The sequence below is a fragment of the Nocardioides malaquae genome, assembly GCF_015070385.1.
Classification (GTDB): Bacteria; Actinomycetota; Actinomycetes; order Propionibacteriales; family Nocardioidaceae; genus Nocardioides; species Nocardioides malaquae.
On the sequence record NZ_JADCSA010000007.1, the window covers coordinates 97,163 to 123,365 of the forward strand.

25 protein-coding genes are annotated in these 26,203 nt (G+C 73.0%); 11 read left to right on the forward strand and 14 right to left on the reverse strand.

Annotation, left to right across the window (positions count from 1 at the left end; translation table 11 throughout):
• Window positions 1–49 precede the first annotated feature (49 nt).
• From IEQ44_RS08880 to IEQ44_RS08900, 5 genes are all read left to right on the forward strand, one after another.
• Complete coding sequence (locus tag IEQ44_RS08880) at window positions 50–805, forward strand: SDR family oxidoreductase (RefSeq protein WP_193638102.1); 756 nt, start codon at window positions 50–52, stop codon at window positions 803–805.
• 62 nt (window positions 806–867) lie between these two features.
• Window positions 868–1,641, forward strand: a complete 774-nt coding sequence (fabG, locus tag IEQ44_RS08885) for a 3-oxoacyl-ACP reductase FabG (protein ID WP_193638103.1) — start codon at window positions 868–870, stop codon at window positions 1,639–1,641.
• A 44-nt stretch (window positions 1,642–1,685) separates the two neighbouring features.
• A complete protein-coding gene (locus tag IEQ44_RS08890) occupies window positions 1,686–2,138 on the forward strand; it encodes a MaoC family dehydratase (RefSeq protein WP_193638104.1) in 453 nt (150 codons plus the stop codon).
• 41 nt (window positions 2,139–2,179) lie between these two features.
• Window positions 2,180–4,024 (forward strand): DUF294 nucleotidyltransferase-like domain-containing protein, encoded by a 1,845-nt coding sequence (locus IEQ44_RS08895; RefSeq protein ID WP_193638105.1) that lies wholly within the window; start codon window positions 2,180–2,182, stop codon window positions 4,022–4,024.
• A complete protein-coding gene (locus tag IEQ44_RS08900; RefSeq protein WP_193638106.1) occupies window positions 4,021–4,746 on the forward strand; it encodes a 3'-5' exonuclease in 726 nt (241 codons plus the stop codon). The genes IEQ44_RS08895 and IEQ44_RS08900 overlap by 4 nt, the downstream gene beginning before the upstream one ends.
• Window positions 4,747–4,794: 48 nt before the next feature.
• Here IEQ44_RS08900 and IEQ44_RS08905 read toward each other — a convergent pair whose 3' ends face one another.
• A complete protein-coding gene (locus IEQ44_RS08905; RefSeq protein WP_193638107.1) occupies window positions 4,795–5,424 on the reverse strand; it encodes a TetR/AcrR family transcriptional regulator in 630 nt (209 codons plus the stop codon).
• 102 nt (window positions 5,425–5,526) lie between these two features.
• Here IEQ44_RS08905 and IEQ44_RS08910 point away from each other — a divergent pair, with 102 nt between their 5' ends.
• Window positions 5,527–8,223, forward strand: a complete 2,697-nt coding sequence (locus tag IEQ44_RS08910) for an MMPL family transporter (RefSeq protein ID WP_193638108.1) — start codon at window positions 5,527–5,529, stop codon at window positions 8,221–8,223.
• Entirely contained in the window at window positions 8,220–10,439 is a 2,220-nt protein-coding gene (locus IEQ44_RS08915) for a YhgE/Pip domain-containing protein (RefSeq protein ID WP_193638109.1), read from the forward strand. The genes IEQ44_RS08910 and IEQ44_RS08915 overlap by 4 nt, the downstream gene beginning before the upstream one ends.
• A 55-nt stretch (window positions 10,440–10,494) precedes the next feature.
• Here the strand turns inward: IEQ44_RS08915 and IEQ44_RS08920 are convergent, their stop codons facing one another.
• The 5 genes from IEQ44_RS08920 to IEQ44_RS08940 form a co-directional block, all read right to left on the reverse strand.
• Window positions 10,495–11,712, reverse strand: a complete 1,218-nt coding sequence (locus IEQ44_RS08920) for an acetyl-CoA C-acetyltransferase (RefSeq protein WP_193638110.1) — start codon at window positions 11,710–11,712, stop codon at window positions 10,495–10,497.
• 163 nt (window positions 11,713–11,875) lie between these two features.
• Complete coding sequence (locus IEQ44_RS08925; protein WP_193638111.1) at window positions 11,876–12,865, reverse strand: TIGR03557 family F420-dependent LLM class oxidoreductase; 990 nt, start codon at window positions 12,863–12,865, stop codon at window positions 11,876–11,878.
• A gap of 38 nt (window positions 12,866–12,903) precedes the next feature.
• Entirely contained in the window at window positions 12,904–13,761 is an 858-nt protein-coding gene (locus tag IEQ44_RS08930) for an ABC transporter ATP-binding protein (protein WP_193638112.1), read from the reverse strand.
• Entirely contained in the window at window positions 13,758–14,843 is a 1,086-nt protein-coding gene (locus tag IEQ44_RS08935) for a putative F420-0 ABC transporter permease subunit (protein WP_193638113.1), read from the reverse strand. Before IEQ44_RS08935 ends, IEQ44_RS08930 begins: the two co-directional genes overlap by 4 nt.
• A gap of 4 nt (window positions 14,844–14,847) precedes the next feature.
• Window positions 14,848–15,861: a putative F420-0 ABC transporter substrate-binding protein gene (locus IEQ44_RS08940; RefSeq protein WP_193638114.1), complete on the reverse strand. Its 1,014-nt coding sequence runs from the start codon at window positions 15,859–15,861 to the stop codon at window positions 14,848–14,850.
• 251 nt (window positions 15,862–16,112) lie between these two features.
• On the opposite strand from IEQ44_RS08940, the gene IEQ44_RS08945 reads away from it, so the two are divergent.
• Both IEQ44_RS08945 and IEQ44_RS08950 read left to right on the forward strand, forming a co-directional pair.
• Entirely contained in the window at window positions 16,113–17,717 is a 1,605-nt protein-coding gene (locus IEQ44_RS08945; protein WP_227487181.1) for a hypothetical protein, read from the forward strand.
• Between the two features lie 141 nt (window positions 17,718–17,858).
• Entirely contained in the window at window positions 17,859–18,626 is a 768-nt protein-coding gene (locus tag IEQ44_RS08950; RefSeq protein WP_193638116.1) for a hypothetical protein, read from the forward strand.
• On the opposite strand, the gene IEQ44_RS08955 is transcribed toward IEQ44_RS08950, so the two are convergent.
• The 4 genes from IEQ44_RS08955 to IEQ44_RS08970 are packed head-to-tail and all read right to left on the reverse strand — an operon-like array spanning window position 18,616 to window position 21,665.
• On the reverse strand, window positions 18,616–19,299 hold the full coding sequence (locus IEQ44_RS08955; RefSeq protein ID WP_193638117.1) for a dihydrofolate reductase family protein: 684 nt from the start codon (window positions 19,297–19,299) through the stop codon (window positions 18,616–18,618). The genes IEQ44_RS08950 and IEQ44_RS08955 overlap by 11 nt on opposite strands.
• Window positions 19,299–19,823 (reverse strand): class III extradiol ring-cleavage dioxygenase family protein, encoded by a 525-nt coding sequence (locus IEQ44_RS08960; protein ID WP_193638118.1) that lies wholly within the window; start codon window positions 19,821–19,823, stop codon window positions 19,299–19,301. Before IEQ44_RS08960 ends, IEQ44_RS08955 begins: the two co-directional genes overlap by 1 nt.
• Entirely contained in the window at window positions 19,820–20,683 is an 864-nt protein-coding gene (gene folP, locus IEQ44_RS08965) for a dihydropteroate synthase (RefSeq protein ID WP_319804582.1), read from the reverse strand. The genes IEQ44_RS08960 and folP overlap by 4 nt, the downstream gene beginning before the upstream one ends.
• A gap of 58 nt (window positions 20,684–20,741) precedes the next feature.
• Entirely contained in the window at window positions 20,742–21,665 is a 924-nt protein-coding gene (locus tag IEQ44_RS08970; RefSeq protein WP_319804583.1) for a glucosyl-3-phosphoglycerate synthase, read from the reverse strand.
• Window positions 21,666–21,734: 69 nt separating this feature from the next.
• Here IEQ44_RS08970 and IEQ44_RS08975 point away from each other — a divergent pair, with 69 nt between their 5' ends.
• Both IEQ44_RS08975 and IEQ44_RS08980 read left to right on the forward strand, forming a co-directional pair.
• A complete protein-coding gene (locus tag IEQ44_RS08975) occupies window positions 21,735–22,100 on the forward strand; it encodes a YidH family protein (RefSeq protein ID WP_193638119.1) in 366 nt (121 codons plus the stop codon).
• Entirely contained in the window at window positions 22,097–22,453 is a 357-nt protein-coding gene (locus IEQ44_RS08980; RefSeq protein ID WP_193638120.1) for a DUF202 domain-containing protein, read from the forward strand. The genes IEQ44_RS08975 and IEQ44_RS08980 overlap by 4 nt, the downstream gene beginning before the upstream one ends.
• 33 nt (window positions 22,454–22,486) lie before the next feature.
• Here IEQ44_RS08980 and IEQ44_RS08985 read toward each other — a convergent pair whose 3' ends face one another.
• The 4 genes from IEQ44_RS08985 to galE all read right to left on the reverse strand — a co-directional run bounded on the left by IEQ44_RS08985 (window position 22,487) and on the right by galE (window position 26,176).
• Window positions 22,487–23,263, reverse strand: a complete 777-nt coding sequence (locus IEQ44_RS08985) for an enoyl-CoA hydratase-related protein (RefSeq protein ID WP_193638121.1) — start codon at window positions 23,261–23,263, stop codon at window positions 22,487–22,489.
• 38 nt (window positions 23,264–23,301) lie between these two features.
• On the reverse strand, window positions 23,302–23,934 hold the full coding sequence (locus IEQ44_RS08990; protein ID WP_193638122.1) for a hypothetical protein: 633 nt from the start codon (window positions 23,932–23,934) through the stop codon (window positions 23,302–23,304).
• 180 nt (window positions 23,935–24,114) lie between these two features.
• On the reverse strand, window positions 24,115–25,008 hold the full coding sequence (locus tag IEQ44_RS08995) for a hypothetical protein (RefSeq protein WP_193638123.1): 894 nt from the start codon (window positions 25,006–25,008) through the stop codon (window positions 24,115–24,117).
• Between the two features lie 148 nt (window positions 25,009–25,156).
• The gene (gene galE, locus IEQ44_RS09000; protein ID WP_193638124.1) at window positions 25,157–26,176 is read right to left on the reverse strand and encodes a UDP-glucose 4-epimerase GalE; all 1,020 of its coding nucleotides are present in this window, start codon (window positions 26,174–26,176) and stop codon (window positions 25,157–25,159) included.
• Between the last annotated feature and the right edge of the window lie 27 nt (window positions 26,177–26,203).

A 26,203-nucleotide genomic window follows, 5' to 3' on the forward strand; every position in this document is an offset into this window, starting at 1 on the left:
TTCACTGGACACCCGACCCGTCCCACCCCCTGCCCCCGTGAGGAACTCGATGACCCCCAGGTTCACCGGCCGCACCGCCATCGTCACCGGAGCCAGCCGCGGCATCGGCCTGGCCATCGCCCGACGCCTCGTCTCCGAGGGGGCGCGCGTAGTGATCACCGCCCGCAAGCAGGAGGCCCTCGACGAGGCCGTGGAGAGCCTCGGCGGTCCGGAGCACGCCCTCGCAGTCGCGGGCCAGACCGACGACGCGCAGCACCGCGCCACCACCATCCGGCGCGCCGTGGAGACCTTCGGCAGCGCCGACATCCTGGTCAACAACACCGGGATCAACCCCACCTACGGACCGATGATCGGCATCGACCTCGACGCAGCTCGCAAGATCGTTGAGGTCAACTGCATCTCCGCCCTCGGCTGGGCCCAGGAGGCGCACGGGGCCTGGATGCGTGATCACGGAGGCGCGATCGTCAACGTCTCCTCGATCGCCGGCCTCCGCACCGCCCCCGGCATCGGCATGTACGGCGCCTCCAAGGCGATGCTCACCCACATCACCCAGGAGCTCGCCGTCGAGCTCGGCCCCGACATCCGGGTCAACGCCGTCGCCCCCGCCGTGGTGAAGACGAAGTTCGCCACCGCCCTCTACGAGGGCCGCGAGGACGAGGTGGCCTCCGCCTACCCCCTCAAGCGTCTGGGCGTGCCGAGCGACGTGAGTGACGCGGTGGCCTTCCTGCTCTCCGACGAGGCGTCCTGGATCACCGGACAGCTGCTCGTCATGGACGGTGGCGTCTCACTCACCGGCGGCTCCTGACCCGCCCGTCCGAAGAGTCACCGTCCACCACCCCTGCACCCCATCTGCCACCAGGAGAATCCATGAACACCACCGCACCGTCCGCAGCGTCCCGCGTCGCCGTCGTCACCGGCGCCGCCCGCGGCATCGGCAAGGGCATCGCCCAGCGCCTGGCCACCGACGGCTTCGCGGTCGCAGTGGTCGACCTCGACGAGGCGGCCTGCGTCGCTGTCGCCGACGAGATCACCGCCGCCGGCGGCAACGCCCTCGGGCTCGGCATCGACGTCGCCGACGAGACGGCCGTCGAGGAGGGCGTCGCGCGCATCACCACCGAGCTCGGACCGCCGACCGCCTTGGTCAACAACGCCGGCATCATCCGCGACAACCTGCTCTTCAAGATGAGCACCAGTGACTGGGACTCGGTGATGGACGTCCACCTGCGCGGTTCCTTTCTCATGAGCCGCGCCACCCAGAAGCACATGACCGAGGCCGGCTGGGGTCGCATCGTCAACCTCTCGAGCACCTCCGCCCTGGGCAACCGCGGGCAGACGAACTACTCCGCGGCCAAGGCCGGCATCCAGGGCTTCACCAAGTCGCTGGCCCTCGAGCTGGGCCGTTACGGCGTGACCGCCAACGCCATCGCGCCGGGCTTCATCGAGACGGAGATGACCGAGGCCACCGCCGAGCGCATGGGCATGAGCTTCGAGGAGCTCAAGGCCTACGCCGTCAAGGACATCCCCGTGGCCCGCACCGGCAAGCCCGCCGACATCGCCCACACCGTCTCGTTCTTCCTCAGCGAGGAAGCCGGCTTCGTCTCCGGCCAGGTCATCTACGTGGCCGGCGGCCCCAAGGGCTGACCGCCCGGCGCCACCACCCACGTACGACCCGAGCAGGAGGAAACATGAGGACGTTCCAGGGCATCGAGGAGCTGCGTGCCGCCGTCGGCAGTCACCTGGGGTTCTCCCCGTGGCACACGGTCACCCAGCAGCAGATCGACCTCTTCGCCGACGCCACCGGCGACCACCAGTGGATCCATGTCGATCCCGTACGCGCCAAGGAGGGACCGTTCGGCTCGACGATCGCGCACGGCTACCTGACCCTGTCGCTCGTGCCCCAGCTGATGTGGCAGGTCTACACCGTCGAGGGCCTGCGGATGGGCGTCAACTACGGCTCGAACAAGGTCCGCTTCCCCGCCCCGGTCCCTGTCGGCTCGGAGATCCGCGTGGGCGTCGAGCTGCTCTCCCTCGCGCCCGGCGCAGGCGGCGAGCTGCTCACCTCACTGCTGACCGTGGAGGTCAAGGGCAACGGGAAGCCGGCGTGCATCATGGAGGCCCTGAGCGTCCTGGTGCCCTGAGCACGCTCGTGGCCGAGCGCCGCTCCGTGCCACGATGAGGCATGGACGTCGAGCTCGCGGAGATCCGGGACTTCCTGGCCCAGCACGCTCCCTTCGACGCGCTCGGGCCGGTGGTCCTCGAGCGGCTGCCGCGGTCCTGCACGATCCGCTACGCCCGCCGGGGCTCGGTGGTCGTGGAGGTCGGGCTGCACGGTGACGGCCTGTACGTCGTGCGCGTGGGCGCCGTCGACATCGTCGACGAGGCCGGGGGGCTGATCGAGCGGATCGGCACCGGAGGCGCCTTCGGCATGAGCTCGCTGCTCGAGCACCGGCCCACGCGCTACCGCAGCGTCGCCGTGGAGGACACCCTGCTGGTGGTGCTCGCCGCCGACCGGTTCGAGCAGCTCGCCCGCGAGCACCCCTCCTTCCTGACGTTCTTCGCCGGCGCCCACCACACGCGGCTCACCCGGGCGATCCGCAACCTCCAGCAGGCCAGCAGCGGCCACACGGTGCTGCGTACGCCCGTGCGCTCGCTGCTGACCCGGGCACCGGTGACCACGGAGCCGACCACTCCGGTCGCCGATGCGGCGCGGGTGATGACCGAGGCGGGCGTCTCCTGCGTCCTGGTCGTGGAGGACGAGCAGCTCGTCGGCATCGTCACCGACCGCGACCTGCGCACCCGGGTGCTGGCGGCCGGGCTCGACCCGGCCGTGCCCGTCGGCGAGGTGATGACCTCGCCGCCGCGCACGTTGCGCGCCGACGCGATGGCCTTCGAGGCGCTGTTGGAGATGGTGACGCGCCGGATCCACCACCTGCCTGTCGTCGGCGAACGGACGGTGCCCCTCGGCCTGGTCACCACCACCGACCTGGTGCGGCTGGAGAAGTCGAACCCGGTCTACCTCGCTGCCGACATCGGCGTGCAGACGTCGGTCGCCGGTGTCGTCGAGCAGGCCCGCAGGATCCCCGCGGTGCTGGGTGAGCTGGTCGACAGCGACGTCTCCGCGAGCGACATCTCGCGGGTGCTGACCGCCCTGGGCGACGCGGTGCGACGGCGTCTCGTCGCGCTCGCCGAGGCGGAGCTCGGGCCGCCACCCACCGCGTACAGCTGGGTCGTGCTCGGGTCGGCGGCGCGCGAGGAGGAGGCGCTCTCAGCCGACCAGGACCACGCCCTGGTGGTGGCCGAGGAGGGCCACGACGCCTGGTTCGCCGCGCTGGCCGAGCGGGTCACCTCCGGGCTGGAGGAGGCCGGTTGGCCGCGCTGCCCCGGCGAAGTGATGGCCACCAACCCCCAGTGGCGCCTCACCCCGCAGGAGTGGCGGCGCCACTTCTCGGCGTGGTCGCGCGAGCCCCAGCCCGACGCGGTGCTGCACGTGGCTGTCTTCCACGATATGCGCCACCTCACCGGCGACCCCGACCTGACCGAGCAGGTCCGTCGCTCAGCCGCCGACCACGTCTCCCCCCGCCTGGTGAGCCACCTGGTCGCCCGCGCGCTGGGCTCCCGGCCCCCTCTGGGCTTCTTCCGTACGTTCGTGCTCGAGCACGAGGGCGACCACCGCGACACGCTCGACATCAAGCGCGCCATCTCGATCATCGTGCAGCTGGCGCGCGTCCAGGCGCTGCGGGTCGGCTCGACCGCCCTGTCGACGAGTGCCCGTCTCGCGGCCGCCGAGGAGGGTGGGCTGCTGGACGAGCGGACCGCGGAGGACCTGCGCGTGGCCCTCGAGCTGATGAGCTACCTGCGGCTGCACCACCAGGTGGCGCAGGTGCGCGGCGGACTGGTGCCCGACAACCAGGTCGCGCCCCGCGACCTCACCGACCGGCAGCGGCGCGACCTCAAGGACGCCTTCGCCGTCGTGCGCCACGCCCAGCAGCAGCTCTCGACACGGCTGAGCTCGGGGTTCGTGTGAGGGGCGGGCTGCGCCGCGGATGGTGTCCAGGATGGCGGCCCGGGCGCCGACCTCCGCGGCCCGAGGACTACCCGGCCGGGCCGGTCCGCGACCTGGCTGCGGCTCCCCCGCCCGCCGCGACCACGCCCTGGAGCGCGATCGACTTCCTCGCCGTCGACCTGGAGACCACCGGCCTCGACCCGCGGCGCGACCACGTGCTCACCGCCGGGTGGGTGCCGGTGCGCGGCGGACAGGTGGTGCTCGCCGAGACCCGCGAGGTCGCGCTGCGCCTGCCGCCGGGCGTGGGTGTCGGCGACTCGGCGACCGTGCACGGACTGACCGACGACGCCCTCGCTGGAGCCGCCGCACCGGTGGCTGCGCTGACCGAGCTGCTGGCAGCCCTGCGCGGTCACGTCCTGCTCGCCCACCACGCACCGATCGAGCTCGACTTCATCGGTGCCGCGGTGCAGCGGGAGTGGGGCTGCGGGGTGCCGCTGACCGCGGTCGACACCCTGCGCCTGCACCACCGACTGGTCGCCGACGCGCAGGGCGAGGCACCGCCGGGCAGCCTGCGGCTCGACGCCGCGCGCCGCCACTTCCACCTGCCCCGCTACGGCGCCCACCGGGCCTCCACCGACGCCATCGCCGCCGCCGAGCTGCTGCTCGCCCAGGCTGCGGAGCTGGAGGCGAGGTTGGGGCATCCACCCACGCTGCGGGACATGGCGCCCACGCGTCGGCGATGACGCCGAACTGGGCGGCGCGTGGGGGCGGCGCGCAAGGGTGGGCGCCCCTCACACCGGCTCGCTGAACCCCCGCACGAGCTTGTCGACGAGCAGCGCGCTCATCCCTCGGCTGCCGGGCCGTCCGTCGGTCAGGGACGCGTCGCCGACCTGGGCCAACAGGGCCGCGTGCACCTGGAGCACGGAGACGATCTGGGCGAGCTGCTCGAGGGGCACGGTCGGGCGACGTCCGAGGCGGTGGAGCACCTCCCCGATCAGCTCGGCCACCTGGCGGCGCAGCGGGTCCGAGGCGGTGGCGAGCACCGCGGCGGCCTCGGCGTTGCGCACCGCGAGCAGCGTGAACTCGGTGTGCAGCACCACCCACGCGTCGCCGGCGGAGGTCACCTCCTCGAGGAGCTGGCCGACGGTGTCGACGTCGAACTCACCCTCGGGCACGGCGTCGATGGCCATCCGCGCGCGGTCGAGCAGGGCGCGGGCGTGGCGGCCGAAGACCTCGAAGAAGACTTCGTCGACGCTCTCGAAGTTGGAGTAGAAGGCGCCTCGGGTAAAGCCGGCGGCCTGGACGAGGTCGTCGACGGTGACACGCTTGAGCCCCTTCTCGACAAAGACGTCGGTGGCAGCCTCGAGAAGGCGCTCGCGGGTGTGCTCGCGCCTGCGAGAGGTCTTCGTCGTCACCGCCATGGCCCCATCCTTCCTCCCGGGCCTCGCCGTTGTCTCGGATGTGGTGGGAGACACAGAACCGCGAGGATACGTTTTCGTATTCAATACATTAACGTATTGAACGTGTCTTCGTACTTGTACCGCCTCGGTCGTGCCGCTGCCACCTCTGCCCGCTGGGTGATCATCGGGTGGGTCGTCCTCCTCCTGGCCCTCGGCGGCGCAGCCGTCGCCCTCGGTGGCTCGCTGGAGGAGGACCTCACGATCCCCGGCACCGAGTCGCAGACCGGCATCGACCAGCTCGACGAGCGCTTCCCGCTCCTGGCCGGCACCAGCGGCCAGCTGCTCTTCGTCGCACCCGAGGGCGAGTCGATCGCCGACCACGCCGACGAGGTGCGCGCGGTCCTCGACGAGGTCGAGCAGGTCGACCACGTCGCCACGGTGGTCGACCCGTTCGCCGAGGGCAACGAGATCAACGTCGCCGACGACGGGCGCCACGCGCTCGCCCAGGTGCTCCTCGACGTCAAGCTCGACGGCCTCGGCGACGAGACCGTGCCGGCGCTGGAGGAGGCGGCCCAGCTGCCCGACGGCAGCGAGCTCGACGTCCACCTCGGCGGCTCGGTCTTCACCACCACCGGCGTCGCGGTCAGCGCCACCGAGGGCCTCGGCGTCGTCATCGCGCTGGTGGTCCTCGCCATCACCTTCGGCTCGCTGCTCACCGCCGGGATGCCGATCCTCACCGCCGTCCTCGGAGTCGGCGTCACCATGGCAGGTCTGCTGGCCGTCGCCAGCGCCACCACGATCACCTCGACGACCCCGACCCTGGCTCTGATGATCGGCCTGGCGGTCGGCATCGACTACGCCCTCTTCATCGTCTACCGGCACCGCACCCAGCTGGCCCAGGGCATGGCGGTCACCGAGTCCGTCGCCCGCTCGGTCGCCACCTCCGGCAGCGCCGTGATCTTCGCCGGCGCCACCGTCGTCATCGCGCTCTGCGGCCTGGCGGTCGCGCGGATCCCCTTCCTCACCGTGATGGGCCTGGCCGCCGCGTCCGGCGTCGCCGTCGCCGTGGTCGTGGCCGTCACCCTGGTGCCCGCCCTCCTCGCGGTCTTCGGCGAGAAGCTGCGGCCCCGCCGCGGCTCCCGCGCGGCCCGTCGTGCCACCGCCGAGCCGACGGCGCAGCGTACGCTCGGCGCCCGCTGGGTCCGCGCCGTCACGGCCGTGCCCGTGCTCACCGTGGTCGTCACCGCCGCGGCGCTGCTCGTGCTGGCCGTGCCCGCCAAGGACCTCGCGCTCGGCCTGCCCGACAACGGCATGAAGGAGCCGGGCAGCGCGCCGCGCGAGACCTACGACCTCGTCTCCGAGACCTTCGGACAGGGCTTCAACAGCCCTCTGCTCGTCACCGGCGACATCATCGCCAGCCTCGATCCCCTCACTCTCGTCGACGACCTCAGGGCCGAGGTCGCGGCCCTCGACGGCGTCGCGGCCGTGCCCATGGCCACCCCCAACCCGAGCGCCGACCTGGCGATCATCCAGGTGGTCCCGGAAGCCGGCCAGACCGACCCCGAGACCGCGCAGCTGGTCCACGACCTGCGGGCCCTGGGCGACGAGCTGGAGCAGGAGTACGAGGTCAGCAACGTCGTCGTCACCGGCCAGACCGCCGTGGCCATCGACGTCTCCGAGCGTCTTTCCGCCGCCCTGCTGCCGTTCGGCCTGGTCGTCGTCGGCCTGTCGATGGTGCTGCTCACCCTCGTCTTCCGCTCGATCGCCGTGCCGCTCAAGGCGACCGTCGGCTACCTGCTCTCGGTGCTCGCCTCCTTCGGCGTGGTCGCCGCGATCTTCGAGTGGGGCTGGGCGGCCGAGGCGCTCAACGTCGCCAAGGTCGGCCCCGTCATCTCGTTCATGCCGATCGTGCTGATGGGCGTCCTCTTCGGCCTGGCGATGGACTACGAGGTCTTCCTCGTCTCCCAGATGCGCGAGGAGTTCGTGCACACCGGCGACGCGCGCCGCTCGGTCACCACCGGCTTCACCGCCAGCGCCCGCGTGGTCACCGCGGCGGCCGTCATCATGATCGCCGTCTTCGCCGCCTTCGTGCCGCACGCCGACCCCGTCGTGAAGCCGATCGCCGTCGGGCTCGCGGTCGGGGTCTTCATCGACGCCTTCCTCGTGCGCATGACGCTGGTGCCCGCGGTGATGGCGCTGCTCGGCGACCGCGCCTGGTGGCTGCCGCGGCGCCTCGACCGCGTCCTGCCCCACCTCGACGTCGAGGGCGAGGGCCTGGCCCACCACGTCGAGCACGAGGAGTGGGTGGCCGAGCACGGTCCCGCCGCCGTCCGTGCCCTCGACCTGGTGCTCACCGACGAGCACGACGACGCGCTCCTCGACCCGCTCTCCCTGGTCGTACGCCCCGGCGCGCTGCAGGTCGTCACGGCGCAGGACCGCGTCGCGCGACGCGCCCTGCTCGCGGCCGTCGCCGGCCGCCTGCCCGCTCGCTCCGGCACCCTGCTGGTGCTCGACCGGCTGCTGCCGGAGGAGTCCGCCCCGGTGCGCTCGAGCGTGTGGTGGTTCCCGACATGGCCGGGGGCCGAGCAGCTCGCCGCGCTGCCCGAGGGCACCCCGCTCGTGGTCGTCGACGGCCTCGACGTCCCGGGTCCTCTCGCCGACTCCGTCCGCGCCGAGCGGTGGAGCGCCCTCGCTGCGCTCGCCGCGCGCGGCACCACCGTCGTCGTCGGCGCGGACAACCCGCCCGACCGGCTCCTGCCCGCGGAGGACCACACGCACCTCCACCTCCTCGCCCCCGCCCACCGGAAGGTCCTCGCATGAGCACCCCCACCCGCACCCGCGCCTCGCGTGGCGCCCTGGCCGCAGCGCTCCTCCTGCCCGCCCTCGTGGCGGGCGTGGCCCTGACCTCGGTCGGCGACCGGGTGGAGGGCGTACGCACCTTGCCCGCCGCCGTCGTCAACCTCGACGAGCCCGTCACCACCGGCAAGGGCGACGACGCCACGACGATCGCCGGCGGAAGGCTCCTCGCCGCCGGCCTCACCGCCCCCGCCGAGGGTGAGGACCCCGGCATGGAGTGGCGACTGGCCTCCGCCGACACTGCCGAGGAAGGTCTGGCCGACGGCACCTTCCACGCCGTCGTCACCATCCCCGAGGACTTTTCCTCCCGACTTGCCGGGATGACCCGCGACGAGCCCCAGCAGGCCGGCATCACCGTCGCCACCGACGGCGCGGACGGCACGGTCGTGGGCGCGATCAGCTCCGACGTCGCCGAGGTCGCCGCCGCGCGGCTGGGACGCCAGGTCACCACCACCTACCTGGCCGGGCTCTACGCGCAGACCGCCGAGCTGGGCGACCAGCTCGGCGAGGCGGCCGACGGGGCCGACGACCTCGCGGACGGTGCCGACCGGTTGGCCAACGGGGTCAGCGCCCTCGACGGCGGGGCGGGCGAGCTGGCTTCCGGTGCCGGCCAGCTGGCTGACGGGACCGCGACCCTGCGCGGAGGCCTCGGCCAGCTCGACGACGGCGCCGGTGACCTCAGCGACGGCACCCGCACCTTGGCCGACGGGGTCGCCGACCTCGACGGCGGTCTCGGCCGGCTCGCCGACGGTGCGGGCCAGCTGCGCACCGGCACCCGTGACCTCGCCGACGGCGCGGGCGACCTCGCCGACGGCGCCGACGACCTCTCCACCGGGCTCGACACCCTCGCCGAGCAGACCGCGGGCCTGCCGAAGCAGTCGGAGCAGCTCGCCGCGGGCGCGACCCAGGTGAGCGGTGGCGTGGACGGGTGGGCGCAGGTGCTGCGCGGCTGGGCGCAGGCGTGCGCCTCCCCCACCCTGGCGGCCGCCGCGCCGGAGCCGTGCGCCGGCACCGCCGAGGCGATCGGCCCCGGCGGCGCCCACGCCGACGCGCTGGTCGCGGGTGCTGCGGCGCTGGCCGACGGCACGCAGACCTTCGCCGACAGCGCCCCCTCGCTCGCCTCCGGCGTGCAACAACTTCAGCAGGGCGCCTCGACGCTGGCCGACGGTGCGGGTGACCTCGCCGACGGGGCCGAGAAGGTAGCCGGTGGCGCCTCGACGCTCTCCGACGGCGTCGGCGAGGCCCGCCGGGGCACCCGCGGCCTGAAGGACGGCTCCGCCCGTCTCGCCAACGGCGCCCGCTCGCTCGCCGGGGCCACCGGCGAGGCGGCCTCGGGTGCCTCCGACCTCGCGGAGGGCGCCAACGGCCTGGCCGCCGGTGCGGGCGAGCTGTCCTCGGGCACCGGTGAGCTCAACGACGGCGCAGCCGCACTGCGTGGTGGCAGCGGTGACCTCGCCGCGGGTCTCCGCAAGGGCGTGGACGCCATCCCCGTCGCCGACGCCGAGAAGCAACAGGCCGACGCCGAAGCGATCGCGCAGCCGGTCGTCGCGTCGCGCGACGAGGCGTCCCCGCGCGACGCGCGCGCCGCCGTCGGCCCGGCGGTCGCGGCGCTCGCGCTGTGGCTCGGGGCCTTCCTGACCTACCTCGCGGTGCCAGCCCTGGCCCCGGCTCGACTGGCCCGCGCCGGCCGGGCGACTCGGGTGATGGCCGCCAGCCTCGTCGCCGGCGTCCTGGTCGTGGCCGTGCAGGCGGTCCTGGTGGTCGGCGGTCTCGCCTGGCTCGCCCCCGCCTTTGCCCACCCGTGGGCCCTCGCGCTGCTGGCTGTCCCGGTCGTGGCGGTCACCTTCGCCGCGCTCGCGCAGACCTGCGTGGCGGCTCTCGGCGAGCGGACCGGCTGGATCGTCCTGGCCGCCGCGACCGCCCTGCAGGTGGTCACGGTCTCCGGCTTCCTGCCGATGGATGCGGCCCCGGGCGGGGTCCAGCTGCTCCACGACCTGCTGCCGGTGCCGCTCGCGGCCGAGCTGCTCGACTGGGCGGTCGACGGAGCCGGCTCTGCAGCCCCGGTCGCCGGTCTGGTGGTCTGGGCGGTGATCGGCGTGGTCGTCACCACTGCCGCCGCCAGCCGCGCCCGGCGTACGACCGTGGCTGCGCTCCGCCGCGACCTCGCCACGGTCGCGTGAGCAGACGTCCATCGAGGGCTCGCCCAGGAGTTCACCCCAGAAGTTCACCCACGGCTCACCGCAGCCGCTGGACCACCATCGCCATGCCCTGACCGCCACCCACGCACATGGTCTCCAGGCCGATCTCCTTGTCGTGCCACGCCAGCGAGTTGAGCAACGTGGTGGTGATCCGCGCACCGGTCATGCCGAAGGGGTGACCCACCGCGATCGCTCCCCCGTTGACGTTGAGCCGGTCGAAGTCGATGCCCAGCTCGTGGGCCGAGGGGATCACCTGGGCGGCGAAGGCCTCGTTGATCTCCACCAGGTCGACGTCGTCGATCGTCATCCCCGCCAGAGCGAGGGCGCGCTTGCTCGCCTCGACCGGGCCCAGGCCCATGATCTCCGGGGAGAGCCCGGAGACGCCGGTGGAGAGGATCTTCGCCAGCGGCTTCAGCCCGAGCTCCGCGGCCTTGGTGTCGGACATGATGACGACCGCTGCCGCGCCGTCGTTGAGCGCGCAGCAGTTGCCGGCGGTCACCGTGCCGTCGGGCCGGAAGACCGGCTGCAGCTGCGACACCGACTCCATCGTGACCCCGGCGCGGGGGCCGTCGTCGGTGTCCACCACGGTGCCGTCGGCCAGGGTGACCGGCGTGATGTCCTGCTTCCAGAAGCCCGACGCGATCGCGTCCTGGGCGAGCTGCTGGCTGCGTACGCCGAACTCGTCCTGCTCCTGGCGGCTCACGCCCCGCAGCTGGGCGACGTTCTCCGCGGTCTGGCCCATCGCGATGTAGACGTCGGGCAGCAGCCCCTGCTCACGCGGGTCCTGCCAGGTGCGGCCACCCTCGGCGAGCTGGGCCGTGCGGGCCACGGCGTCGGCGAAGAGCGGGTTCTGGGTGTCGGGCAGGAAGTCGGCGGTGCCCTTCGCGTAGCGGCTCACGGTCTCGACGCCGGCGGAGATGAAGACGTCGCCCTCCCCGGCCCGGATGGCGTGCATCGCCATCCGGCTGGTCTGCAGGCTCGAGGAGCAGTAGCGGTTGACCGTGGTGCCGGGCACGGAGTCCCAGCCCGCCATGACGGCGACGTTGCGGGCGATGTTGTAGCCCGCCTCGCCGGCCGGCTGGCCGTTGCCGAGCATCAGGTCGTCGATCTGAGAGGGGTCAAGCTCGGGCCCCTGCGCCATGGCGGCCTGCACCATCTGCAGGGTCAGGTCGTCGGGGCGCATGTCCTTGAGGGAGCCCTTGTTGGCGCGTCCGATCGGGGAGCGGGCGGTGGCGACGATGACGGCTTCGGGCACGGGAGTCTCCTGAGGTTGTGCGGTGGGCACCGGAGCCGCCCAGTCTGGGTGAGCCCGCCGACCTCGTCAACGGTCCCGGCGTGGCGTCCGTGCTGTGCGTCGAGCCCAGCGCACTCGAACCCAGCGCCCTGACCCCAACACTCGCCGAACGCCCTGCGACGCCTCACAGGTGCGGCAGCACGTCGCGCCCGAAGGCTTCCAGGAAGGCCACTTGGTGCACGCCCACCTGGTGCACGAAGACCCGGTCGTAGCCCAGCTCGAGGTAGGCCTTGATCTCGGCCAGGTGCACCGCGGGGTCCGCGCTGACCGGGAGTCGGTCGAGGAAGTCCTCCGGGCGCACCAGCCGGGCGATCTGCTCCACCACGTGCGGTGAGCGCAGATCACCACGGGCGAATCGCATGGCCGCCATCGGATAGCGCTGCACCACCGCCGCTGCGGCGTCGGCCTCCGTGCTCGCCCAGCTCACGTTGAGGTGCAGCCAGGCCGGCATCGCGTCCGGGTCCTTGCCCACCTCCCGCGCCCCTTCACGGAAGCGCTCCAGCACCTGCTCCGCCTGGGCGGGTTGGGCTGCCACGGCGAGCAGGCCGTCGGCCTGACGGCCGGCGCGGCGGGCCGTCACCGGACCCGAGGTGGCGACCAGGACCGCGGGCGGCCGCTCGGGCATCGTCCACAGTCGGGCGGACTCCAGGGAGAACCGCTGCCCGTCGTGGCGCACGTCGCGTCCGGCGAGGGAGCCGGCGAAGAGCTTCTTGATCAGGTCGACGGCCTCGAAGAGTCGCGCGATGCGCTCGGGGGGCTCAGGCCAGTAGCCACCGGTCACGTGCTCGTGCAGCGCCTCGCCGTTGCCCAGCGAGATCCAGTGACGTCCCGGGTGCAGCGCCGCCAGGGTGGCGGCGGCCTGGGCGATGGCAGCGGGGTGGTGGCGGTCGCCGGCGGCGACCATGCCGGCGCCGAAGTCGCCGGAGGTGTGCTCGGCCAGCGCTCCGAGCAGCGCCCACAGGTGGGGCGCCTGGCCGAGGCTGGGCAGCCACGGCTGGAAGGTGTCGGCCGCGACGACGCCGTCGAAGCCGGCCTGCTCGGCCATCCGCGCGAGGTCGACCGCCTCCCGGGGGCTCACCGCATCGACCGGCACCACGTAGCCGACTCGACCCACGGTGACCACCTCCTCGTCGGTGGGAGTCTAGGCGGACGTCATCGTGGGCGTACGCCCCGGCGACCGCTGGCGATGACGTCCGACGCCGCCGCGGCTCCCGGCGAGAACGCGATCAGTGGCCGCCCGGTCCGCGGATGCTCGAGCACGTCCACCCCCACCCCGTAGGTGGCTTCGACGAGCTCGGCGGTCAGCACCCGGCGCACGTCGCCCACGGCCTGCACCCGGCCGCCGGCCAGCACCACCACGTGGTCGCAGTAGGCCGCCGCCAGGTTGAGGTCGTGCAACGCCGCCACCACGCTCACCCCGGTCGCCGCGACCTCACGCAGCAGCCCGAGCGTGTCCATCTGGGCCCGCACGTCCAGGTGGTTGGTCGGTTCGTCGAGCAGCAGCAGCTCCGGCTCCTGGGCCAACGCCCGGGCCAGCTGCACCCGCTGCTGCTCGCCTCCCGACAGGCTGGAGAGCAGCCGGTCGCCCCACGCCGCGACGCCGGCACGCGCCATGGCGGCCTCCACCATCCCCGGGTCACCCGCCGCGACCGCCCAACCGGACTCGTGCGGGATCCGCCCCAGGCCCACCACCTGACGCACCGTCAACGAGAACTCGGCCTTCAGCTCCTGCTCGACCAACGCCATCCGCCGTGCCCGCTCACGCCGCTTCAGCCCCAGGAGGTCGACGTCGTCGAGCACGACGCTGCCGGGCGACTGTCCCATGGCTGCTCTGGCTCCGTCCTGCGCCACCCCGGTCATCGCCCGCAGCAGGCTGGACTTGCCAGCACCGTTGGGGCCGACCAGGGCGACCACCTCCCCGGCCGGCACGGTGAAGGCGGCGTCGTGCAGCAGCACGGCGTCGCCGACCCGACGCGAGAGGCCGGAGACGACGAGCTCGCGCGCGCTCATGCCCGCCCCCGGTTGCGCACCAGGACGAGCACGAAGATCGGCGCCCCGATCAGCACGGTGATGATGCCGACGGGCAGCTCGCGGGGGTCGAAGACCGTGCGGGCCGCGGTGTCCACCCAGACCATGAAGATCGCGCCGCACAGCACGGTGAGGGGCAGCAGCCGCCGGTGCGCGAAGCCGACGAGCAGGCGTACGGCATTGGGCAGCACCAGGCCGACGAAGCCGATCGAGCCGCTCACCGCGACCATCGCGCCCGTCAGCAAGGCGGTCGCCACGAGCAGCACCCAGCGCGTACGCCCCACGTCGACGCCGAGGGCGGCGGCCGCGGAGTCGCCGAAGGCGAAGGCGTCCAGCACGCGCCCGCGCAGCGCCAGCGGCACGCCGACGACGAGCAGGACTCCCCAGGTCAGCGCGACCGACGCCCAGTCGGCGCCGGCCAGCGAGCCGAGCAGCCAGTTGAGCACCTGACGGAAGGAGTCGCCGCGGGCGTTCCAGAAGATCAGCAGCGAGGTGATCGCGCCGGCGAAGGAGGAGACGGCGAGTCCGGCGAGCACGGTGCGACTCGGGGTGATCTCGCCGAGGCTGCGCGCGAGCAGCAGCGTGGCCACCAACGCGGCCAACGCCCCGACGAAGGCGGCCACCGGCAGCGCGGCCGAGAGCCCGAGCAGCAGCACCAGCACCGCACCGGTCGAGGCGCCCGACGAGAGACCGAGCAGGTAGGGGTCCGCCAGCGGGTTGCGGGTCAGGGCCTGCATCACCGCACCGGCCAGCGCCAGCCCCGCACCCACCGCGGCGGCGGTCAGCACCCGTGGCAACCGCAGCTCCCACACGATGCCGGTGCGGATGGCGCTGATGTCGGAGTCGACGAGGCCGAGTTTGGCGCCGACCACCTGGGCCACTTCCCGCACGCTGAGATCGGCTGCCCCGATCGTCACGGCGACGGCGACCGAGGCCACCAGCAGCCCCAGCAGCACCGGCACCCACACCAGCCAGAAGCGCAGGTCCTCGACGCGCGCTCCCGCCCCGACCCGGTCGGTGGGCCGGGGGTCGGTGCGGGGTCGGGTGGGGGTCAGCAGCGCCATCGGGTCAGTCGCCGCCCCCGACAGCGGTCACGTCGAGGCCCAGCTCCTCGGCCTGGGCGAGCAGGCCGGCGGCGGCGGACACGGAGCGTACGCCTGCCTCGCCCGCCGGGAACGGCACCGTGAGGTAGCGCCCCGCCTTGACCGCGGAGAGCTCGCGGGTGGCGGGGTGCGACTCCAGGTGCTCGATCTTCTGGGCGGCGGAGTTCCAGTCGGCGTCGACCAGCACGAGCACGTCGGGATCGGCGTCGACGACGGCCTCCCAGCCGAGCGAGGTCCAGGTCTGGTCGACGTCGGCGGCGATGTTGGCCAGCCCGACGCGCTCCATCACCATCTGCGGGGCGCCGGTGCCCCCGCCCACGAAGGGGGTGTCGGTGCCCGACGACCACCACAGTGCGGTCGGCTCCTCGGCGAGCCGTCCCAGGTCGTCCAGCTCGGCACGCTGCTCGGCCACCAGCTCGGCCGCGGCCTCCTGCGCGCCCAGCAGGTCGCCGGCCTCGGTGAAGTGGTCGAAGAGCAGGTCGTAGGTCATCTGCTCCGGTGCCCCCTCGCTCTGGCAGGCCGAGGGCGAGACGTACGTCGCCACGCCGAGGTCGGCGAGCACGTCACGCTCGCCGGCGGTGTCGGCGGCGAGGTTCGACTCCCACCCGGCGAAGACCAGGTCGGGCTCCAGCTCGAGCACGGCCTCCTGCCCGGGCGCCTGGTCGGAGATCTCGGTCAGCGCATCCTCGGGGGCGAGCTCCTCAGGCACGGGTCCGTCCAGGAACGCAGTGCCGACGATCCGCTCGCCGAGCCCGAGGGCGAGCACCAGCTCGGTGGGGGTCGACTTGATGGTGACGATCCGCTCCGGTGGCGAGTCCACGGTGACCTCGGTGCCGCAGTTCGTGACCGTCACCGGCGCCCCGACATCGCCCCCGGAGCCGGCGCCGGTCGTGGCGGTCGACCCGGACCCACAACTGGTCAGGACGCCGGCGGCCAGGAGCGCGCAGGTCGCGAGAAGGGGCGTACGGACAGAAGGCATCGAGTCTCCCGGAGGCGGTCGGGCAGGCAGGGGCGAGGGTCCGCGGCCAGTCGCCGCGGGGGGTCCTTCGCCCCAGTCCGGGGATCGATGCACTCGGCCAGGACGACCGAGGGACCACGCGTCTCGCATGCTAGCCGTGCGGGGCGTGACGTGGACCACCCGGGTGTGCCACATCCCGGCTTCGTCGGCCGGGTCCGCTACGTTGCTCGTGCGGCAAGGCAGTCGCGAGCAGCGAGGTCGGGAGGGGACGCATGCTCCGCAGCGTGAGCCTCTTCCTCACGACCGTCGGACTTCTGCTGGTCGTCATCGGCGGCGCCAGCGCCACGTTCGTGGGTCCGGACGACACGCTCGTGATCGGCGAGAAGCGAGTGCCCGAGCGCGCCGCAGGTCTGGCCGTGCGCACCAACCCGGCGATCACCAAGTTCGTCAACATCGACCTGCTCGTGCGCGCCGAGGCCGAGGGGGGCGTCTTCCTCGCCACGAGCCACCGCGTCGACACCGACAGCCTGCTGGGCGGTCGCCGGTACTACGAGATCACCCGGATGTCGTTGGGAGACGTCGGCGGGGTGGTGACCGAGGGTCCCCGCGCCACCCGTCGCACCCTGCGGCCCGCCCGGATCACCGGGTGGCTCGACCGGACGACGGGTTCGCCGGAGGCCGAGCTGGTCGTGCCACTCGACGGCACCCCGCTCGACGTGGTCGCGGTGCCTCGACGGGCCCGTGACCGGGTGACGTTCACGATCGGCGCGACCGTCCAGGGCGCCTTCTGGATCCAGGTCACCGTGGCCGTGACCGGTCTGCTGATGCTCCTGGCGGGGTGGGGGCTGCGTCGATTCGGGCGCTCGCGGTCGCAGTCCGCCGCCTCGACCGACGACGACGCGCCCTCCGACCCGCCCGAGGGGCGCGACCGGCCCGCCTCCGGATCGCCGGCTTCCGGCGCGCCCGCGTCCGGCTCACCCAGTGGGTCCCTGAGCCTGCCGCGCTACCCCCGCGGCATGACGAGTGACGCCGCCACCCCGTCAACCGCCCCGATCGTCGCCGCGCCGGCCGTCGCTGCGCCCGCGATTGCCGCACCCGTGATCGCCTCGGCGCTGCTGGCCTCTGGCGCCACCGCGACCCCCACCCCGGCGGAGCCCGCCGCAGACGCCTCCGCCCCGGGCGGCGCCGACGCCGAGCGCAAGCCCCAGTGGGACAAGCGCAAGATCATCCTGCTGGCCGTGCTCGTGCCCCTCTCCTTCGCCCTCAAGGGGTGTGCGGTGCCCGGAGCCGCACCGGAGACCGACCGGGTGGAGACCCGGACCGGGATGACGCTGACCGAGGGTCAGGAGCTGGAGCCGGACGCCACCCACGTCTACGCGCCAGAGTTCGTCAGCTATCCGATGTGGGCCCTCATCGCCTCCGGTGAGCCACGCCGCCTCCGCCTGGTGACGCGCAACCGCTTCGCGGACCGGTGGCAGACCGAGGCGACCGTGCGCGTCCGCGGGCCCCTGCCCAGTACCGTCGAGCGCGCAATCGAGCCCAATGCGGCGCTGGTGCGGCGGGGCGACGAGGTGGCGTGGGCCGTGCAGGGCTGGTGGGAGAGCGGCGAGATCACGGGCGTACGCCTCGACCGGCGCACCCGACGGATCCGCGAGCGGCTGCTGGCCGACGGGATTCCCGTCTGGTCGATCGACGTGGCCGCACCACCCACCGGCACCCCGCCCGTACGTCTCGTCGAGGTCGCCGGCGGCCACCTCGCGGTGCTGCGCCACACCGTGGTCGTCCCCGGTGCACGCCTGCGACTCACCACGGTGGCCCACCTGCCGACGGCGGGCCGGCCGCGGCTGCTCGGCACCAGCCTGGCCGAGGTCTCCTGACACCTGAGCTCCCGGCCTCCTAGTGCATCCGTGCACAGGTCCGCGATCTGGTCTTGCCTGTGGAGAAGTGTGCGCACACGGTCTCTGCCCACCCCTACCGTGGCTGCACGTCTCAGGCCGTCTTCTCGGGGGTTCCACCGCATGCGCCGTCTTGCCAACCTGCTCTGGTTCACCTCAGCCCTGCTCGTGCTCCTCGTCGGCCTCGCCGGCGCGGCCCTCAGCGGGCCGGACGACACCGTGGAGGTCGTCTCCGACAAGGTCGGTGACGCGCGCGGCGTGCCGTTGGTGACGGCGCCGGTGCTCACCGACGTGACCGGCCTGGACCTGGTGGTCACCGCGGAGGCCTCCGGCGGCGTCTTCGTGGGCGCAGCCCACCGGGTCGACCTCGACGACCTCCTCGACGGCGCCGAGCACTACCGGGTCACCGGGCTCTACCCGGAGCTCGCCGGGGGCCTGGTGGGTGGCCTGCGCGAGGGCAGCCGCTTCCTGCGGGGCACCGGAGTCACCGTCGACGAGCTCGACGTCTGGCGCCAGCGCTCCGCGGGCACGGGGCCCCAGCAGGTCACGGTGCCGTTGACGGGTGAGTCGCTGGGTGTCCTCGTGGTGCCGAGCGAGGCGGAAGCCAGCCCGACGGTCTCCTTCGGCTACCACTGGCAGGGGCTCTTCACCCGGTCGCTGCGCGTCGCCCTCGTCGGTCTGCTCGGGCTGGTGCTCTGGGGGCTGCACCGGGCGCGGCGAGGACGACCCTCCGGCGACACCGGCGACGCGGGCCACGGTCGGTCGTCGGGTCGGGCGCGGGTCCCGGCGCAGCGTCGTCCGCAACAGACCGGCCCGCGCGTCCAGCGCGTGGGCGCGAGCTCGGCGGGCGCCACCACGCCGCGTGGCCGCAGGCCAGCTGTCAGCGCCTGACCCTCCAGCGACCGATCAGCGTGCCCTCCTCCTCGAGGAGCAGCACCGGGTCCATGGCGACGTCGATCGGCTGGCCCTCGACGATGCGCAGGTGGTCACCGGCCACGACGCGCGGCACGATCGTCAGGCACAGCTCGTCGACCACGTCGACGGCCAGCAGGTCGCGCAGCACGTGCGGACCGCCCTCGCCGAGCACCTGGGTCCAGCCCCGTGCAGCGAGCTCGCGACGCAGCGCGGTGAAGTCGATCGAGTAGCCGCCGAGGATCATCACGTTCTCGTCGCCCAGCGCGGCCCGGGCCGCGGGCAGGCCGGCGGCGTGCTCGACGGTGGCGAGGATGACGCTGCCGCGGGGCGCCGCGAGCAGCTTCTCGTTGATCTCGCCGGTGCGGGAGACCACGACCAGCGGCGTGCCGTCGGCGGGACCGTAGTTCTCCGCGCGGGCGGTGCCTGCCCCCACGACCACCACGTCGGCGTAGGACCGCAGGGCGTGGAAGACCCGCTTGTCGGCGGCGTTGTTGATGCCGTCGGTGACGCCGTCCTCCCCCTGCGCGGAACCGTCGAGCGAGGCGATCATGTTGACGCGCACCCACAGGCCGTCGGCGGCCGGTTCGGCGGCGTACGCCTGCGCCAGGCCCGCGTCGTCGACGTCACCGGTCTGCCCGGTCGCACTCATCAGGATCCGCATTGAAACCTCACCACCCAGTACATGACGCCGAAGGGGTCTCCGGCGTGGTCGATCTCGACATTCGTGACAGTCACGCCCTCCGCATGCAGGAGGGCGAACCCCGCCAGGCCACAGGCGAGGAGTGCGTGGGCGAGCTCGGCGTCGGCCTCGGCGACACCGGCCAGGCCGGCCAGGTCTCCGGCGGCGAGCAGCGCCTCGAGCTGCGCGTCGAACTCGGCGGCCCGCGGGTCCAGGTGGCCGGGGGCCTTCTCGCTGCGGCGGGCCGATCCGTTGGCCATCACCAGCACGTCGCGCCCGGCGTCGACGCCGGGGCGCCCGAGCAGCTCGTCGGCCAGCGCCCGGGCCCGGTCGTCGTCGGCGAGCACGCGCACGTCACCGTGCAGCCACGCGACGGCGTCGGTGACCGCGCGCCGCAGCTCGGGCAGCGGGTCGGTGAGTGAGGCGTACGCCCGCGACAACGCCGGCGCCGGCGGCACCACCACGACGCGCCTGCCGCGCTGGACGTCGTTCATGCCAGCCCCCGGATCGCCCTCGCGGGGCGCCGTCGACCGGCGATGCTCCACACCATGTCGACGGTCTCGCGGGTCTCGACCACCTCGTGCACGCGGTAGATGCGCGCACCGGCGAGGGCGCAGACGCTGGTGGCGGCGAGGGTGCCGGTGAGCCGCTCGCCGACGGGCTTGTCGAGGGTCTCCCCGACGAAGTCCTTGTTGCTCAGCGAGACCAGCACCGGCCAGCCGGTGGCGACCAGTTCCCCGAGGCGTCGGGTGACCTCGAGGGAGTGGAAGGTGTTCTTGCCGAAGTCGTGGGCGGGGTCGATCACGATCGACTCGCGCGCCACCCCGGCCGCGAGCGCGCGCTCCGCGTAGGCGGTCGTGTCGGCGACTGCGGCGGCGACCACGTCGTCGTACGCGATGCGGTGCGGGCGGGTGCGCACCTGCACACCGCCGGTGTGGGTGCAGACGATCGCGGCGTCGTGGGCGGCCGCGACGTCGACCAGCTCGGGGTCGGCGCCTCCCCAGGCGTCGTTGATGACGTCGGCGCCGGCCGCGCAGACCGCGTCGGCCACCTCGGCGCGCCAGGTGTCGACGGAGATCACCAGGCCGGGGTGGGTCTCGCGCACGCGGGCGACGAAGTCGACGACGCGCGCCTTCTCCTCCGCGGCGCTGATCTCCACGCCGGGGGCGGCCTTGATGCCGCCGATGTCGACGATCTCGGCACCCTGGGAGACCACCAGATCGACGCGCTGGCGGGCGGCGTCCTCGGCCCAGGTGGCGCCCTTGTCGTAGAACGAGTCGGGCGTGCGGTTGACGATCGCCATCATCAGCGTCTCGTCGTCGGCAAACGTGTGCCGCCGCAGTCTCAGGGCCACGCCACGACCCTAGGCGACCCCCTCTCGTGGCCGGACCTCACCCCACGGGCACGGTGGGTCAGAGGAGGGGGGCGGCGGGCGGACGCTCCACCACGGGCACCTCGACGGCGCGGGAGTGCGGTGCACCGTCGGGCCCCGGCAGGTACTGGTGGAGCGCGATCGCTTCGGCGTGGTGGCTGTGGGTGGAGCGCGCCCACGCCGCCGTGAGGATCTGGGTGGCCATCGCGCCGAGGTCGAGCAGCGGCTGGTGGCTGTGGGCGCGACGCCCCAGGTCGACCTGGGCGATGGCGTCGACCCCGCACGTACGCCACGTGTCGATGAGTGCGGCGAGCTCGACGGCGTAGCCACTCGGCACCGACAGCTGCGCGAAGTGGTCGCGGCGCACCGCCCACTCCCCCGCCAACGGCTGCACCAGCCCGGCCAGCGGAGGGAAGAGCAGGGCAATCAGGGGACGAGCCACGAGCTCGGTGACCCGGCCTCCCTCGTACGGGCCCTCGGCGCCGGGGCGCTGGTAGAACCCCTTGACCAGCTGCACGGCCGGGTCGGTGAGCAGCGGCCCCAGCAGGCCGGGCACGAAGTGGGTGTCCCAGTCGACCAGGTCGGCGTCCATGAAGACGGTGACGTCGCCGGTCGTGACGAACTGCGACTTCCACATCGCCTCCCCCTTGCCCCGCTGCACACCCAACTCAGGCCGCACCTCGGCGGCCCGGTGCACGACGGCCCCGGCGTCGGCGGCCACCTCGTAGGTCGCGTCGGTGGAGTCGGAGTCGATGACCACCACCTCGTCGACCAGCGCGGCCGTCTCGAGCAGCACCTCCCGGCAGCGCGTGACGACGTCGCCGACAGTCGCGGCCTCGTTGTGCGCCGGGACGACCAGGCTCACCGTCGTCGCCCCCTTGGCCGCGAGCAACTCCTCGAGGCCCCAGTCGCGCCAGTGGTGCGTGTGGCGGGCCGACCAGTCCGCCAAGGAATCGTCAGTCACCACCCCAGCGTAGGCGGGCGCAGCTGTCGGACGGCGGGGCTAGGGTGGCGACGACGAGCAGGAGGTGCGATGGCGGGCGAGCAGCGGTGGCCCGGCTGGGTCTACGCGGAGGGCGAGGAGCCCGACTACCGGTTCAGCTTCGCCAACGAGCGCACTTTCCTGGCCTGGATCCGCACGGCGCTCGCCCTCGTCGCTGCGGGCGTGGCCGTCGACGTGGTCGACCTGTCGCTGGCCGACGCGGCGCAGACCGCGGTGGCGCTCGTGCTCGTCGGCCTCGGCCTCCTGTGCACCGTCGCGGCCTGGTGGCGCTGGGCGCTGGCGGAGCGCGCGATGCGTCGCCGCGCTCCGTTGCCGACCTTCACGCTCGGCGTGGTGCTCACGGTCGTGCTGGTGCTGGTGGCGCTCGGACTCACCGCTGCACTGGTCACCGCATGACCCCGTCGGCGCCGGACGAGGCCCAGGCATCGGGAGCCGCAAGCTACCTGCCTGACCCGGGTCTCCAGAACGAACGTACGGCGCTCGCGTGGCAGCGTACGGCGCTCTCGATGATCGCCGCCTCTGCCGTGATGGCGCGCCTGACGTGGTCGACCGGTGGCGTCGCGGCGCTGGTGATCCTCGTGGTCGCCGCCAGCCTCAGCACCTGGGTCTTCCTGGAGAGCCGGGGCCGCTACGCCCACTCGGCCCGGGTACGCCTCCGCGCGAGCGCGCGGGGCGGGCGGGCGCCGCTGGCCCTCACCGTGGCCGTTGCGCTCCTGGCGCTCACCGAGATCGGCGCGCTCCTGCGCTGACCCGGGGGTCGGGTGAGATGGGGTGACCCACTGTCAGCTGTGGTCGCCCTGGCCGAACTTCGGCTTCTCCTTCGCCAGGAACGCCCGCACGCCCTCGGTGAAGTCGGGGCCCGTGTAGACCTCGCGCAGCATCTGCTCGTCGAAGTCGGGCGCGGCCTCGGCGCGAGCCGCGTACGCATTGAGCTGACGCTTCGTGGCCCGCTGGGTGGTGGCGGACGCACCCGTCACCTCGGCCACCAGCTTGTCGATCGAGCCGTTGAGGTCCTCGGTGACCTCGACCAGGGCGCCGAGGTCATACGCCCGGTCCGCGTCGACCAGTCGTCCGGTCAGCAGCATCGAGCGCGTGGTCGACTCACCGAACGCGGCCTGGCAGCGGTAGACGACCGGACCGGACAGCGCGTTGCCGAGGGTCTTCGCGATCGGGTAGCCGAAGCGCGAGTCCGGCGTGGCGATCCGGATGTCGCAGTGGGTGGCGACCGCGAGGCCACCCCCGACGCAGACGCCGTCGACCGCAGCGATGGTGACCTGCGGCAGCTCGAAGAGCGCCTGCAGCATCTCCCGGATCCACTCCTCGTAGGCAGCCGCGTCGGCCTCGAGGAAGTCGGAGATCTCGTTGCCGGCGGCGAACGCCCGACCGCCGGCGCCACGGAGCACCACGACGCGCACGTCGGGTCGGTCCTTGAGGTCGGTGAAGAGGTCCAGCATCTCGGTGTACATCGCCTTCGTGAAGGCGTTGTGCCGCTGAGGGCGGTTGAAGACGACGGTCACGACGCCGTCGGCGCTGGTCACGAGGAGGTCCTGGTCGCTCACGGTGGCGAGCCTATTGGGGTCGGTGACCGGGCCCGCACCTACCCCACGGAGTTGCGGAACGCGGTGTAGGTCGTGATCGGCACCGACGTCGTCGTGCCAGCCGCCGGCGGCGTCACCGTCAGCGGCCAGGCTGCCGCGGTGCCGCGGCTGAGGTCGCTCGGCGCCGCGATCGCGACCGTGAGGGTCGTCGTGGAGTTGGCCGGCAGCTGCGGGACGGTGATGCCGACACCGGAGGCCGACCGGTTGGTCAGCGCGTTGAGCGCCGGGACGGTCGTGGTCCCGCCGGCGTCGAGGACCATGAAGTCGCGCTTCGCAGCCGTGCCGAGGGGCACGGAGAGGGCGAGCTGGACGTTGCTGAGCGCACTGGCACCGTTGTTGGTGAGTGCGGTGATCCACATGATCGTGGTCTCGGGGACGAGGCTCCAGTAGAACCCCTCACCGAACGAGTTCGCCTCGGCCGACAACGGACGCCAGAACGCGCCGGAGGTGAAGCTGAGCGCCTGCAACGCCTCCCCCGAGGTCGCGAAGGCCGGTGCGGCGCTGGCCACCGTGACAGCCGGGACGCTCCAGGCCGCAGCCTGCAGCACGCGGCGGCGACCCAGCATCGGAGTCCTGACAGCCGGAGCGGCACACGCCTCGGAGAGTGCGGAGGAATCGTGGTCGTGCGTCATGGAAGGTCCTGTCGACGGGCCCGAGTACGTGGCTACCCGACAGTAGGGATCGATGTGACCCAGGCCACTTGCACTCCCACATGCTGGCCTACCCGATTTGGGGCAACTGGATCCACGCTGCCGTCTGCACGGGCTCTCGATTCCGCAGGCAGTTCAGCCTGCGCGACGCGAGAAGCAGGCTCATAACTGCCAGCCGTGGGTCGAACTGCCTGCTGAATCGAGGGGTCCACCTCCGCATGACCTGAGAGCGACAGCGTCCATCAGCGCGGCGTGCACGTAATCCTGGTCGAACATCGCCTCCTCCCACAGGAAGCGCACGACGCTGAGGCCACGTCGGGTCATCGCGGTGTAGCGCTTCACGTCGCGGCGTAGCCCCGGCAACGTGCCGTGGAACTCGAACGACTCCCCCTCCACCACGATCCCCAGACGACGGTCGAGCAGGTCGACGAAGCCCACGCCCTCAACTTCGCCCTGGGTCTCCACCGTGAGACCGGGCACCTGAAGCGCCACGGCCCGCAGGGTGGACTCGAACGGATTGGCGGCACCGGCGTCCGCGGCGTCCACCACCGCGATCGCCCGACTGCGACCCGTGCGCGACGAGGCCTCCGCGGCCAGCAGCAGTTGGTGTCGGTCGACCTCGCCAGAGCGCAGCGCCGAGTCGGCGACGGCCAGAGCCTCGTCGAAGGGCAGCGCCTTGGTGCAGTCGATGACGGTCCGCAACGGACGGGTGATGTGGTGCCTCACGTCCCGGTCCGGCACGTCCGACCACCTCACCTCGAGGTCGCCGACGGGCCGGCGCCGGTTCCGGGCCAACGTCACCCAAGGTCGCTCAGGCTCGTGCTGCACCTTCCATCCCCAAGCCACCGCCGCACTCAGGTGCGAGAGCACGCCCCCGGCGGCGACGGCTGCGGCGCGGTGCGCGCCGACGTCGACCAACCCGTAGCGGTTGCGCCGCAGCCGCGTGATCCGACCGTCGGTTGCCGCCCGGCGCACCTGCCACTCCGAGCAGGGCCCGAGCAGCTCCCCGTACTCCGCGACTCCGCCGAGCCGCCTCAAGACCTCGACCACATCCATGTCCGCATCGTGGCGAGTTCCATGGCCGCGGGGATCTGGGCCTCCCCAACCCTCGACCCAACAGGCAGTTGGGGACTTGCGGCGGTGGCGTCACGCTCCGGTTCGGCGCAGCCACGACCCGACTGCCTGCCGAATCGAGGGCGAAGCGTCAGCCCCGATACCCCTGCGGGTTCTGCGACTGCCAGCGCCACAGGTCGGCGCACATCTCGTCGATCCCCCGGGTGGCGACCCACCCCAGCTCGTCGCGCGCTCGGGAGGCGTCGGCGTAGGACCGGGCCAGGTCACCGGCGCGGCGCGGCTTCACCTCATAGGGGATCTCCACCCCGGAGGCCTTCTCGAAGGCGGCGACGACCTCGAGCACGGAGGTGCCCTCACCGGTGCCGAGGTTCCAGGCGCGGCAGGAGATGTCGTGGCCAGCCAGGTGCTCCAGGCAGGCGACGTGGCCCTCGGCGAGGTCCATCACGTGGATGTAGTCGCGCAGCCCGGTGCCGTCGGGGGTGTCGTAGTCGTCGCCGAAGACCCCGAGCTGCGCCAACCGACCGACGGCCACCTGGGCGATGTAGGGGGTGAGGTTGTTGGGGATGCCGGCCGGGTCCTCGCCGATCTCGCCGGAGGGGTGCGCGCCGACGGGGTTGAAGTAGCGCAGCAGCCCGACGCGCCACGACGGGTCCGCGGCGGCGACGTCACCGAGCACGTGCTCGATCATCACCTTGGTGCGCCCGTATGGGTTGGTGGCCTCGAGGGGCTCGTACGCCTCCACGTAGGGCACCTCGGCGCGGGGACCGTAGACGGTGGCCGAGGAGGAGAAGACGAGGATCCGGGTCGACGACGCCGCCATCGCGCGCACCAGGCAGAGCGTCGACTCGAGGTTGGTGCCGTAGTAGAGCGCCGGCTTCTCCACCGACTCCCCGACGGCCTTGAGCCCGGCGAAGTGGATGACGGCGTCGAACCCACCGCCGGCGAAGAGCTCGGTGAGCCGCGACTCCTCGCGCAGGTCCATCTCGTGGAGCTCGACCGAGCGTCCGGTCAGCCGCTCGACCCGCCGGATCGACTCGGGCGAGGAGTTGTCGAAGTTGTCGACGACCTCGACCTCGTGGCCCTTCTCGAGCAGCGTGAGCACGGTGTGGGAGCCGATGTAGCCGGCGCCACCGGTGACCAGGATCTTCATGAGGGGTGACGCTACCGCGAGCGGCCC

Bases quoted from the DNA above. Each gene is read 5' to 3' on its own strand.
- IEQ44_RS08880 (WP_193638102.1), top strand. From the start codon at position 50: ATGACCCCCAGGTTCACCGGCCGCACCGCCATCGTCACCGGAGCCAGC.
- IEQ44_RS08940 (WP_193638114.1), bottom strand. From the start codon at position 15,861: ATGCCTTCTGTCCGTACGCCCCTTCTCGCGACCTGCGCGCTCCTGGCC.
- IEQ44_RS08995 (WP_193638123.1), bottom strand. From the start codon at position 25,008: ATGGATGTGGTCGAGGTCTTGAGGCGGCTCGGCGGAGTCGCGGAGTAC.
- IEQ44_RS08960 (WP_193638118.1), bottom strand. From the start codon at position 19,823: ATGAACGACGTCCAGCGCGGCAGGCGCGTCGTGGTGGTGCCGCCGGCG.
- IEQ44_RS08955 (WP_193638117.1), bottom strand. From the start codon at position 19,299: ATGAGTGCGACCGGGCAGACCGGTGACGTCGACGACGCGGGCCTGGCG.
- IEQ44_RS08895 (WP_193638105.1), top strand. From the start codon at position 2,180: ATGGACGTCGAGCTCGCGGAGATCCGGGACTTCCTGGCCCAGCACGCT.
- galE (WP_193638124.1), bottom strand. From the start codon at position 26,176: ATGAAGATCCTGGTCACCGGTGGCGCCGGCTACATCGGCTCCCACACC.
- IEQ44_RS08905 (WP_193638107.1), bottom strand. From the start codon at position 5,424: ATGGCGGTGACGACGAAGACCTCTCGCAGGCGCGAGCACACCCGCGAG.
- IEQ44_RS08935 (WP_193638113.1), bottom strand. From the start codon at position 14,843: ATGGCGCTGCTGACCCCCACCCGACCCCGCACCGACCCCCGGCCCACC.
- IEQ44_RS08990 (WP_193638122.1), bottom strand. From the start codon at position 23,934: ATGACGCACGACCACGATTCCTCCGCACTCTCCGAGGCGTGTGCCGCT.
- IEQ44_RS08975 (WP_193638119.1), top strand. From the start codon at position 21,735: ATGGCGGGCGAGCAGCGGTGGCCCGGCTGGGTCTACGCGGAGGGCGAG.
- IEQ44_RS08950 (WP_193638116.1), top strand. From the start codon at position 17,859: ATGCGCCGTCTTGCCAACCTGCTCTGGTTCACCTCAGCCCTGCTCGTG.
- IEQ44_RS08915 (WP_193638109.1), top strand. From the start codon at position 8,220: ATGAGCACCCCCACCCGCACCCGCGCCTCGCGTGGCGCCCTGGCCGCA.
- IEQ44_RS08930 (WP_193638112.1), bottom strand. From the start codon at position 13,761: ATGAGCGCGCGCGAGCTCGTCGTCTCCGGCCTCTCGCGTCGGGTCGGC.
- fabG (WP_193638103.1), top strand. From the start codon at position 868: ATGAACACCACCGCACCGTCCGCAGCGTCCCGCGTCGCCGTCGTCACC.
- IEQ44_RS08980 (WP_193638120.1), top strand. From the start codon at position 22,097: ATGACCCCGTCGGCGCCGGACGAGGCCCAGGCATCGGGAGCCGCAAGC.
- IEQ44_RS08890 (WP_193638104.1), top strand. From the start codon at position 1,686: ATGAGGACGTTCCAGGGCATCGAGGAGCTGCGTGCCGCCGTCGGCAGT.
- IEQ44_RS08945 (WP_227487181.1), top strand. From the start codon at position 16,113: ATGCTCCGCAGCGTGAGCCTCTTCCTCACGACCGTCGGACTTCTGCTG.